General features: G+C 43.9%; 10 protein-coding genes. 3 read left to right on the top strand and 7 right to left on the bottom strand.

Annotated features, from left to right (window positions below):
* Nucleotides 1-308: 308 nt before the first annotated feature.
* The 6 genes from BM040_RS21045 to BM040_RS21020 form a co-directional block, all read right to left on the bottom strand.
* Nucleotides 309-950 (bottom strand): hypothetical protein, encoded by a 642-nt coding sequence (locus BM040_RS21045; RefSeq protein WP_092105721.1) that lies wholly within the window; start codon nt 948-950, stop codon nt 309-311.
* Nucleotides 951-976: 26 nt separating this feature from the next.
* Entirely contained in the window at nt 977-1,690 is a 714-nt protein-coding gene (locus tag BM040_RS21040) for a hypothetical protein (RefSeq protein WP_092105719.1), read from the bottom strand.
* 74 nt (nt 1,691-1,764) lie between these two features.
* Nucleotides 1,765-2,982, bottom strand: a complete 1,218-nt coding sequence (locus BM040_RS21035) for a type I restriction enzyme HsdR N-terminal domain-containing protein (protein ID WP_092105717.1) — start codon at nt 2,980-2,982, stop codon at nt 1,765-1,767.
* Nucleotides 2,983-2,993: 11 nt separating this feature from the next.
* A complete protein-coding gene (locus BM040_RS21030; RefSeq protein ID WP_092105715.1) occupies nt 2,994-3,353 on the bottom strand; it encodes a hypothetical protein in 360 nt (119 codons plus the stop codon).
* Nucleotides 3,354-3,434: 81 nt separating this feature from the next.
* Nucleotides 3,435-4,514 (bottom strand): hypothetical protein, encoded by a 1,080-nt coding sequence (locus BM040_RS21025; RefSeq protein WP_092105713.1) that lies wholly within the window; start codon nt 4,512-4,514, stop codon nt 3,435-3,437.
* A 7-nt stretch (nt 4,515-4,521) separates the two neighbouring features.
* A complete protein-coding gene (locus tag BM040_RS21020) occupies nt 4,522-5,232 on the bottom strand; it encodes a hypothetical protein (protein ID WP_092105711.1) in 711 nt (236 codons plus the stop codon).
* A gap of 110 nt (nt 5,233-5,342) precedes the next feature.
* On the opposite strand from BM040_RS21020, the gene BM040_RS21015 reads away from it, so the two are divergent.
* Nucleotides 5,343-6,272 (top strand): hypothetical protein, encoded by a 930-nt coding sequence (locus BM040_RS21015; protein ID WP_092105709.1) that lies wholly within the window; start codon nt 5,343-5,345, stop codon nt 6,270-6,272.
* A 158-nt stretch (nt 6,273-6,430) separates the two neighbouring features.
* Here the strand turns inward: BM040_RS21015 and BM040_RS21010 are convergent, their stop codons facing one another.
* Nucleotides 6,431-7,570, bottom strand: a complete 1,140-nt coding sequence (locus BM040_RS21010) for a PDDEXK family nuclease (protein ID WP_092105707.1) — start codon at nt 7,568-7,570, stop codon at nt 6,431-6,433.
* Between the two features lie 163 nt (nt 7,571-7,733).
* Between BM040_RS21010 and BM040_RS21005 the strand changes: the two genes are divergently transcribed.
* Together BM040_RS21005 and BM040_RS21000 are read left to right on the top strand one after the other, a co-directional pair.
* A complete protein-coding gene (locus tag BM040_RS21005; RefSeq protein WP_092105705.1) occupies nt 7,734-9,452 on the top strand; it encodes a type I restriction-modification system subunit M in 1,719 nt (572 codons plus the stop codon).
* 11 nt (nt 9,453-9,463) lie between these two features.
* Nucleotides 9,464-10,846, top strand: coding sequence for a restriction endonuclease subunit S (locus BM040_RS21000; protein ID WP_139217867.1), 1,383 nt, complete (start codon nt 9,464-9,466; stop codon nt 10,844-10,846).
* Nucleotides 10,847-10,849 lie beyond the last annotated feature (3 nt).

The following is a 10,849-nucleotide window of genomic DNA, read 5'->3' as shown; positions in this document are numbered from 1 at the left end:
CTGATTATGAACCAGTTTGTAACTTTATACCCGGAAAGATGTAGATTCTAAAACACCAGCCCGAACTCACTTACACACTTTTCTGGACACTGTCCCTTTTAGTATCCTATAATATTTAGGTGGGGTGCTTAGGGTTGAGAATTGTTGCTCAACCTAATTCTTTTTCCTTAGGAAATACCTGCTAGATGCGACCCTTGGGTATAACCCCAAGGGCGTACCGCACACTGCCCAACCCATAGGCACAAGTTGTACATGCCTGAATACTTTTTCAATAAAGTAATTAAAGTACTGTAAGTGGGATTTAAGAATCATTGTGTTGAACTCGATGCTTGTGAAAATGTAAGTAGGTCTGCATTGAAGCTCGCATAACTCGTCCAACCGAGTAGTCTTACAATTTCGAATGCTAAATTTTGATTGTTATAGTTACTAAAGATGCTATCAAACTCAGCTGCTAGTGATGAAAAGACAGCTACCACAGGTCCTCGGCATGCTCCTTCCTCGTAATGCATTGTTTGATTGCGTGCTTGCCATATCACATCTCTCAAAGCTTGCGTTCCTACCATTCTCCCATCTGGACAGTCAGTCAGACCCCCATAGACGACGGATATGCCATGCTTGGCAATTTGTATTAAGCCCGTGCAAAGTGTTTGAATAGAATATGTATGAGCTTGAATTTGCTCTTGTAGCTTTTTATAAGACTCGTTTTTGTGGTAAAGCTGTTTGTCTTCTTCGAAGTAAGTACCCCAATGTATACCTACGCCTAGCATTATATCATCAGGGTCATCGCTGTCCATAAATGATTGAGCTTGCCTATACTGGTGTTCTACGATGCTTTGCAGCTTTTTAATTTCGTTTTCAAGATTTTGAAGCTCACTGTACTCATGCCAAATAGTAGCAATTAGATTTGAAGCAGCGTATTCTGTTTCTTGTATGTAATCTTGGAATGTCATAATTAAACACTTGGAATTTTTACCATTTATTCAAACCTTTCGCCGCCGCATCGGAAGCACGCGCCGCCCTCCACGTGGCTGTATTCAGGAAATCGACCTGCTCCATGACACCTTGTGCACACTTGTCTCTTGCCTATGATTTCTCCCGAATCATCCAGCACGTCTATTTCGGTGTCTGCATGCAGCTTTTCATGGCATTCCCAACAGAGTGTGGTCAACGCACTGTCCGGGTATTCCCATGCCATTTTGCCTATCTGGTAATACCTATGGTGTATATGAAGAGATTTGGTGTCAAGCCACCGCAATGCGGTAAGCTTGTCCTTACTTATATACTTCAAGTAATCTTCTTGTATCTCCTGCTTTAAAGCAATTTCGTCCGGGCTGCCCGATATAGATGAGTAATCAAGCTTTTTAGGAAGCACGACGGTCGCTATCAATTGGCAGAAGTCACGGGTACCACTAGTTAGAGCTACTATAGAGTTGCCTTGTGAGATTTGCAGCAATTCAAACAGGAAAGATTTTTCATGGTCAGTCCTGCACCGGTATGTTCCGCTAACCTCTTTGTCAAAGATGATATAAATCAAATTATTTGAGATAGGCGAAGCACCATGCAGAGAAATCCTGTACCTATCGATTAGACTCCTGTTAAAGCAAATTTGACAACGGTGCCCATCTCGGCGTAGAATAGACAGGCGCTTCTCCTTCCACTCTGGTTGGTTAAGCTGTTCTGGGTAATCCATGAAACCTATAAAAATTGAGCCTTTGGATGGCTTATGTTTGTTAAAGATATGTTTTAATTGTGCAGCAAGCTGGTTTAAGGCGAAATCCCTGTGTGAAGAGTAGCGCCTTTTACCATTCTTCTGTATCGGTCTCTAAGCAGCGCATACAGTATGAGCCTGTTTAGGAAGTCTATTGTGCTTTCATGTCCTGATTTAATTTCTACTGCTTTGTTTAGTTTTCCCAGTATAATCTTCCCATCAACAACCAGTTGAGGAGCATCCTTTTGCAAATAGTCTAACAGCTCCTTCCGAGGTCGCTGCCCCAGCTTACCGACTGTTATAGAGCCATCATGCCATATTGATGCATGTTCTCCCTGCAAATCAACGTACTTATCCAAATTCAGCTCCAAGGACATGTGGCTGCTCTCAAAGTCATCCACCGCAACCGTAAGGTACGTGTAGCCTTTTCTATTGCCCCAGCGAGGATGACTTACTGTTTTGGCTCCACCAAAAATACTCAGGGACAGGATTTGATTATTTCCATTCTCATCCTTTATAACAAAATAGCGATATTCGCCTGAGAATTTGCCGCCCCCGGCGTTGCCGAACTGGGAGCGTCGAATCCCTCCATCTTCCAGAAGAGTCGACGCGGTTATGCTTGCGGGCGCTACTCTATCCCTCTCATCAAATAGCCAGCCAGTAAGGTTGAAAATAAAGGGGTATAAAGAGTGGAGGGTATCTTCTCCCAACCATCCCTGCTGCACATGCATGTCGACTACAGGTTGCGGGATAGGAGATAAGAAAGGAGGTCTTTTGTATACTCGTGGCTTCTGACTTTTAAAGCTGAACCACCGCCACTTCGTAAGATTCCTGTAAGAGGGAATCTTACCCAGAGGTTTATAACCAGCTGTACCATCCATTACCTCACAGTACGCTTCCAGCCCATTTGTGACTAAAATCGCCCCTGACTTGACTACTCCCTCATACCGCCTCGCCTGTGCAATAGCCTCATCTGTGACGTCACTGTTTTCCTCTTTGCACTCAACAACCATAACAGGTATACCTTCCTTGTTTAGCACCACTATGTCGGCTCGACCAGAGACACCTTTGGCGTAATGAGACATGGGAACCTCCACAAGTATTCTGTCTGCCGGAAAGTCTAATCTGTTTACCAAGAAGTAAATTAGTGCCTGTCTTACTTTTTCTTCTGGGGTGCTCTGTATCAGCTTCTTTCTGGATACGCATAAAAAACAGGAGACTCCATTCCTAAAATAGTTCGGCGTGGTAAAGAAGTCGCTCAGGTCAATGTTCATATCAAGAATATTCAGTTGCTGTACATGCCTAGCCCTTCTGAGTCATCGAGCATTCCTTTTTGTTCTAAGTAACGCATCTCCGCGTCCAGAACTGCACTGATGTCCTCTAATGAAAGAAAGATATCCTTTGATGTGCATTTACCAATGATGGATATCTTCATATCCATTTCATCGAGATGTGCTGGCACTTCTATCGATATATCAACGATTGAGTTTGAGCTTCGGGCAATGTTGACCTCCTCCATGTACTCGAACATGGACTCTATTATTTCCACTATCTCTTCTAGCGTGATGCGTTTCCGTAGTTCGACCGGAATGTTTTGGTGGATAACTAATGCTGCCTCATTTATGTAATATAAAGGTTCGTCCATTGACTATGCTGCGTTTCTTATGATAATTATAAGTGGTAAAACTGGCTACTCTTTAATGGCGCTTGTTGAAAGTAATCAGCATCATCCCCTATAGCCATGCTTTCTGTAAATCTCTATTAGTCTTTTAATATCTTCCTGATTGGAAAGAGTGTTAGCGCCAACTTTGAACCCGTTTTCTATTAGTTCTTCTTCTAAGGTCTTGTTGCCTACCTCAGGGGACGGTGCATATAGGTAAGTGTTCCTGTAGTTGTTCCGCGCCATGGTTATTGCCTCTGCTCGTGTCCATGTCTTTACTTTCGGCACCACTGCGCTGCCACTTATTCTGTATAAGTATTTGGTGATACCTGTCATATCACGTATTATACTGGCGATAAACTTGCAGCACTCCTTGGGATGCCTTACCACCTGCTCTTCGGCAAACCTGACCACAAGCCAGCCGTGTTGCTGAAAAAAGGCGTTCCTATTAGCGTCAGACGCTATGCCTTCGTAGTGGATTGGATGCCCGTCTTTCATATTGTACGGTTCATCAATCTCAATGTCAATGTGTAAGCCGGTTTCAGGTACCACCAGAAACAAATCCGGTTGATACTGGCGCTCAATATCCATTGCACCATTGGCGATGGACACATCGTGGGATACCTGCCCCGGGAAATGCTTTATGAGTTCATCAATGAACTCATGCTCGATTATTCCTTTCTTGGCGGAGAAGGACGTCTGTCTCAGGTAAGAAGCCTTTCGGAATAAGTCTGCTCTCATGCCCTCTCTGTAACTTTCTATCACCTTAGAGTCAGAGGAGTGAGCAGAACTTTCGTTGTATTTCTTCAACCTATCTTCATAGCTGGATAGGGTCTTATGGTACTGGGACTTAGCGTTCTCGTAGTTTTTCTCCCTCCTTCGGTTTACCTGCTTTTCTATCAGATATAGTATACCAGAAATAGCGAAAGCTGTAGGCACTAGTATGCCAGAGCCATCTAGATTATCAGTAAAGACCAGACCCATGAACAGGAAGAAACTTAGTCCAAGACTGGCACTTCCAAATAGGCTGGGTTCCTTTTCTATAGGTTTACTGGGTTCTAATGGCTTTTCTGGTGTGGGTGGCTTTGAGGCTCTGATTTTATCCAAGCCTTCTGGTTCTAATACAATAGGGTAGTAGCTTGACATATGTTGGTCACTTTTTAACCGTTGTTGGCTTCGCTTTTTCTAAAATCAGTTGGTACTCGTTTTCTGTTAGGATTTTGGATGCCTGAGTGCCGGGTACATTTCCAAACCATGACACCAGCTCGGCTCTGAATAGACTGATAGGGTTATTAAGGTCAAGGTAGACGGGGCGGGTGACGACAAAGCTTGGGAATTCCACCGCTCGCTGTTGATACTGCCTATCCCATGCCCTTACACGTGTGTCTGCGACTCTACTTTGCTTTTCCTGTTCCATGGCGAGGAAAGCTTTCAATTCCCTTTGGCTTTTGAAGTCTCCACCCGTTTCAAAAAGCCGCTTGGGCGCATTGCCTGCGACCAGACAGTTGCTCGGTAGGGCATAGCCGTTTGCATCGAACCACATGCCAGCAGCCACATGGTCTTTGAAGGTGTCGACCACTTCTAATATTCCTGTCAGTTTGTATTCATCTTGACGTAGGTATGGTCTTGAACATTGGAACTTGCCCGGTTTAGTCAGGTACACCACGATGTCGCCTTGCCTGAGTTGTGGGGCTAGCTTATTCTTTCGACATAGGGCAGAAATGGAGGGGAATACACCCTCAAAATCAGGCTCTCGTCTACAGGATGCGTCAATAAAGGGCGGTAATCCTTTTGTTTGAATAGCCTCAATCCCCAAAAGGGTGTAGCAAAGCGGCTGATAGGTCACCAGTCTAATCTTTCTCATAATAGAAAAGGGAACAAGCTACAATATACATTTTTTTAAACCTATATATGAATGTACCTGTATAGAATGTTAACTTTGGTAGCTAAAGTTTTTTATTGAGAATATACAGAATGATTAGATATAAGAGAAGTTTCATAGCAGCCTTGGCAGCGATGGCGCTATTCCTATCATGTGGGAGTAAAGAGGACAGCCCTTCACCAGACAGCTCAGACAAAGCCGAAGGGAAAGAGTGTTACCCCACCGAATACAATGTGAATAGTATGGATTATGGTCAGAGATTTACATATGACGCTGACTATAAAATCATAAGGGAAGAAGTGTTCGATGAGGGAGAGAGCTTGGGGTACTTGGAGTACAAGTACGATGGCTCGGGCAAGCCGGTCAGAGCCAATTATCATGAGGATAACGGAGTGCTGTCTTCCTATAGAGCCTACACATATAACTCTAGCAATCTCCTGACTGGCATTGACGAAATGAACGTACGTGATGGTAAAGATGTGCGAGGTGCTTCATTTTTTAGATACTCCTACGACCCATCAGGAAGGTTGAGCAGAGAAGCTGTTTATATGTCCTTCAACGGTGTAGAGAAGCTTCACACAGAGTACATATATGAATATGGTACCCAAGAGCAAGTCAATAAGATAAGACAGGTATACCATGGAAATCCAACCGGAGTTCCAAGCGAAAGCTCCACAAGGTATTTCTATGAAAACGGTCTCGTTGTAAAGCAGGAGCACGTGAGCTCTAGTGGAAGAAAAACTTACACGAACTATAAGTATGGAGAACAAAGGAGCGCCACATCAGCACTTATTAGGAAGCATAAAATACTAGTAAGCTTTCCATTTCCCCGACCAACGGATATGATGGACAAGGTGCTCCTTGAAGCAAGCTACACTGACGAGTCTAACCAAGTCGCTGATGGGGAGGAGACTTATATTAACTCCTATGAGTTTAACGAGCACAACTATCCTGTTAAGGTGACTACGAAGAAACATAATGGGGACATCAATACCACTACCTATAAATATGAGTGCACCTGATAATCTGCTATAAGGTAGGAGGTTCAGACACTTAGTGCTCCTGCCTTACAGCAAGAACATAAAGGAATATCAGGAGTCCAGCAGCAAACACAGCGTAGAAGATATATCATTGTACTGCTATATCCAGGGCATAGCGCCAAGGTGCGTATCATATGGGGTTATTTGCTTTTGATAACACCAGACTTAGTAAGAAACCATCCACATGCTTCAAAGAATTTCTGTAGGTTTTCTCTTTGAAGGAGTATTTTAATTGGAAAACTAGGACGCCCGAAGATTTTGCCTTTAGGAAAATCAAGATTATCAATTTCACTGAATAAATGTAGCAGTTCTAGCCTTTTCTGCTCATTGTCGAAAGGATGAGTCATTCGCTGGAATTGCAATTCGACATAACCATTAGCCCAAAGTGCAAAGACCGGACTGTATTGATTTCCCGAAAGGTTAGGTACCGGAAACATAGAAGCTGTTCTTCCTTTGCCGTACCATATATACTTACAGTAAGGTGTTATCCAGCTAAGTATTTTTCTTGCGACCTGTGCCTGCTCTTGACCACATTGTTCTGTAAGTGATTCAAAGAAAGTCTCTTCGTTCCACTGGTTGGGTTGGTTTGTAGCTTTGCCTTTCACGCTGTCAGCCGTGGCAGTCTTGCCTATAACCCTCGGCACGAGGGTCTTTTGGCTGTCGTGACTGATGAACTGCTTTATTTCGACTCCCAATATCTCTGCGGGCTTCATCTGCTCGTTGAGGAACTCGATGATACGCTGCAATTCCTTCGGAATAGTATCAGCTACAATTAGCATTCTTATTTTGCCAGCTTTTAGATTCGTTTTAACGAGTTCCCAAAAATCTTCTGTGTTAGCCTCAGTTTGAAGTAAGGTATAGATTTCTGTTTGTGTATCCTTGCCAGAGGCTGTGCACTGTTCTTCAAAGCGATGTTTAATGCTATCTATCAACCAGTACGTAACAGCGTTCGCTGCATAGTCGAGTATCTGACCAATGACCTCTCTCCGAATTCTAGTATCGGTGCTGCGTTTTACCTCAACTAGTGTCGGAATACCATCTTGGTCAATGAAAAGGTGGTCAAGAGACCATCTGCTATTAGCGTCTTCTTGGTCAGGTACACCGAACTCTCTATCTATTAGCAACCATCGTCTTGGTCTTGCTTTATCAATTTGGCTTCCAGCAAGAAGGTTAGGATGCTGTGCCAGTAATTGTTGTAATAGGTCTTCGGAAATATAGTTTGCTTCTTTTAGTTCAGTCAGGCTTCCTTCACTACTTAAATGGAAGATGGTGTCGCTCATATAGCTGTAAATATTGGTAAGAAGTTGTAACAGTTGTCTTTAGAGTAGGGAGGCTGAAAGAGCCATTCAACCTACTCCACAATATCCCAAATTTCATTTAATATTCTAAATCTTATATTTTATCTTGTGGGACCAAGACAAGTGAGATAAAGAATACCTGATTATGATAAATTTTAGAGAATACGCCAACTTCATCTGGTCGGTGGCTGATTTACTGCGTGGAGATTACAAGCAGGCGGAGTACGGCAAAGTGATACTGCCATTCACCATCCTGAGGCGACTGGACTGCGTGCTGGAAGAGACGAAGCCGAACGTGTTAAGCAGATACGAGTCATTGAAAAACTCTAATATCCAGAATATTGCGCCTATTCTTAACGCGGAGGCGAAATTGAGCTTTCATAACCGCAGCAAGTATGATTTCGACAGGTTGATTGCCGACCCGAACAACTTGGCGGCTAACCTGCGAAACTACGTCAACGGCTTCTCAGAGGGGGCACGGGAAATAATGGACTACTTCAAATTCGAGGAGCAGGTAAACCGACTTGAAGAAGCTGACCTACTGTTTCTGGTGGTAAAGCGCTTTCAGGAAATCAACCTGCACCCCAATAAAATCAGCAGCATGGAGATGGGCTACATCTTCGAAGAACTGATACGAAAGTTCGCTGAAATCTCCAACGAGACCGCAGGGGAGCACTTTACCCCACGTGAGGTAATTCGCCTTATGGTGAACCTATTGTTCCTCAACGACCGCAAGATACTCACGCAGGAAGGCATTGTGAAGACCCTGTACGATGTATGCGCCGGAACGGGCGGCATGCTGTCGGTGGCGGAAGAATACCTGAAAGAGCTTAACCCAAAGGCTCGTTTGGAAGTGTTTGGACAGGAGCTGAACCCGGAGTCCTACGCCATCTGCAAAGCGGATATGTTAATAAAAGACCAGAACCCGGGTAACATTAAACTGGGAAACTCTCTGTCCAATGATGGGTTAGAGTATGGCAAGTTCGACTACTGCCTTACAAATCCCCCGTTCGGAGTGGAATGGAAAAAAGCTGAAAAGGTTGTAAAAGATGAACACCAGAAGAAAGGCTTCGGTGGTCGTTTTGGCGCTGGTCTGCCGCGCATCTCGGATGGCTCCTTGCTGTTCCTGCAACACCTTGTGAGCAAGATGAAACAGGACGGAGAAGGTAGTCGCATCGGTGTTGTGTTCAACGGCTCCCCTTTATTCTCAGGCGGCGCTGGCTCTGGCGAGTCTGAAATCCGCAAGTGGATTATCGAAAACGACTTGCTGGAAGCCATCATTGCGCTGCCTGACCAATTGTTTTATAACACAGGCATCTCTACTTACATCTGGATGCTCACTAACCGCAAGACGAAAGAGCGCAAAGGGAAAGTGCAGCTTATAAACGCTGTGTCATTCTATGAGAAAATGCCCAAGAGCCTTGGCAATAAGCGCCATGAAATTAGCCCTAGACAGATAGATGACATCACCAAAATTTATGGCGAGTTCACGAACGGTGACCATTGCAAAATATTCAACAACGAAGACTTTGGGTACAGCCGCATCACTATCGAAAGACCGCTGCGTGATGACAACGGCAAGGTGGTGACCGATAAGAAAGGAAACCCGAAAGCGGATTCATCGCTGCGTGACAACGAGAACGTGCCGTTAACAGAGGATATCGAGAGTTACTTTACCCGGGAAGTGTTGCCGCATGCGCCAGATGCATGGATAGACCACTCTAAGACCAAGGTGGGCTATGAAATCAACTTCACCAAGTACTTCTATACCTACAAGCCGCTGCGCTCGCTGGACGAAATCCGCGCCGATATCATGAAGCTGGAAGAAGAGGTGTATGACGAGGTGGCTAATGTTATTTCCTAAACCGGATTACTATGATGAAGAGATACGATAGCTATAAGGACTCTGGGGTAGAATGGATTGGGGAGGTTCCTGAGCATTGGCAACAACAAAAGTTAAAGTATTTAGCAAGAGTTCAACCAAGCAATGTAGACAAGAAGTCTTATGATACCGAACAGCCTACGCTTCTATGTAACTATGTGGATGTTTATAAGAATGAGTTCATAGTTGCAAATATGAGTTTCATGGAAGCTACTGCTACACCCGAAGAAATTGATAAGTTTAGAGTTGATGAGGGAGACGTATTAGTCACGAAAGACTCTGAATCTGCGGATGATATAGCAGTTCCAGCTTATGTAAAAGATAGTTTAGAGGGAGTTACATGCGGATACCATTTAACGCAAATCAAACCTGATAAGGAGAAATTGCTAGGCGGATACCTATTCCGTTTGTTTCAAGCGCCAAGGTACAACAACCAATTCAGGGTATTTGCTAATGGCGTAACTAGGTACGGTTTGAGCATTTATTATTTCGAAAATGCTATAATTCCCTTACCACCTATTGATGAACAGAGTGCAATAGCTAACTTCTTAGACGACAAAACCTCCCAGATTGACTCTCTAATCCAGAGGAAGCATCAGATGATTGCCTTGCTGGAAGAGGAAAAGGCAGCGATTATCAACGAGGCTGTTACCAAAGGGCTTAACCCTGACGCTCCGATGAAGGACAGCGGCATCGAGTGGTTGGGTATGGTGCCAGCGCATTGGGAGGTGAAGAAGTTAAAGTACACTGCTCACATCAACCCTCCTAAATCTAACAAGCTCAAAGAAGTGTCTAATGAAGAAGCTGTTACTTTCTTGCCGATGGAAAAAGTTTCTACTGACGGCAAAGTAGATATAAGTTTAAAGAGACCTATAGGTGAAGTGCTAAGTGGGTTTACTTTCTTTCAGGAGCACGATGTTATATTGGCTAAAATAACTCCATGTTTTGAGAATGGTAAGGGCGCACACTTAAATAATCTAGGTAGTGATTTTGGTTTCGGGTCGACTGAGTTTCATGTGCTTAGACCAAAAGAAAATGTTCTAGTTGGTAAATACCTATACTATATTACAAGAACCCATAGATTCAAAAATCTGGGGGAGGCTGGCATGACTGGCTCCGCAGGTCAGAAACGTGTGCCCACTGAGTTCTTGTCAAATTATTTATTAGCATACCCTGCTACACTTAAAGAACAAGAGGAGATTGTTAAGCATATTCAAAGTGCTCATGATAAAATTGATGCTATTGTAACAAAAGCATTAAGTGAGATACAACTACTACAAGAATACCGCACTGCCCTTATCTCCGAGGCGGTAATGGGAAAGATAGACGTGCGTGACTACCAACCAGAACCCATAACTTCCACAGCGTTAGCATAACCA

It is taken from the genome of Pontibacter chinhatensis (genome assembly GCF_900113285.1).
GTDB classification, from domain to species: domain Bacteria; phylum Bacteroidota; class Bacteroidia; order Cytophagales; family Hymenobacteraceae; genus Pontibacter; species Pontibacter chinhatensis.
Note: the sequence above shows the minus strand (reverse complement) of the source record. Positions and strands in the feature narration are given on the sequence as shown.

Bases quoted from the DNA above. Each gene is read 5' to 3' on its own strand.
- BM040_RS21045 (WP_092105721.1), bottom strand. From the start codon at position 950: ATGACATTCCAAGATTACATACAAGAAACAGAATACGCTGCTTCAAAT.
- BM040_RS21010 (WP_092105707.1), bottom strand. From the start codon at position 7,570: ATGAGCGACACCATCTTCCATTTAAGTAGTGAAGGAAGCCTGACTGAA.
- BM040_RS21020 (WP_092105711.1), bottom strand. From the start codon at position 5,232: ATGAGAAAGATTAGACTGGTGACCTATCAGCCGCTTTGCTACACCCTT.
- BM040_RS21025 (WP_092105713.1), bottom strand. From the start codon at position 4,514: ATGTCAAGCTACTACCCTATTGTATTAGAACCAGAAGGCTTGGATAAA.
- BM040_RS21040 (WP_092105719.1), bottom strand. From the start codon at position 1,690: ATGGATTACCCAGAACAGCTTAACCAACCAGAGTGGAAGGAGAAGCGC.
- BM040_RS21030 (WP_092105715.1), bottom strand. From the start codon at position 3,353: ATGGACGAACCTTTATATTACATAAATGAGGCAGCATTAGTTATCCAC.
- BM040_RS21015 (WP_092105709.1), top strand. From the start codon at position 5,343: ATGATTAGATATAAGAGAAGTTTCATAGCAGCCTTGGCAGCGATGGCG.
- BM040_RS21035 (WP_092105717.1), bottom strand. From the start codon at position 2,982: ATGAACATTGACCTGAGCGACTTCTTTACCACGCCGAACTATTTTAGG.
- BM040_RS21000 (WP_139217867.1), top strand. From the start codon at position 9,464: ATGATGAAGAGATACGATAGCTATAAGGACTCTGGGGTAGAATGGATT.
- BM040_RS21005 (WP_092105705.1), top strand. From the start codon at position 7,734: ATGATAAATTTTAGAGAATACGCCAACTTCATCTGGTCGGTGGCTGAT.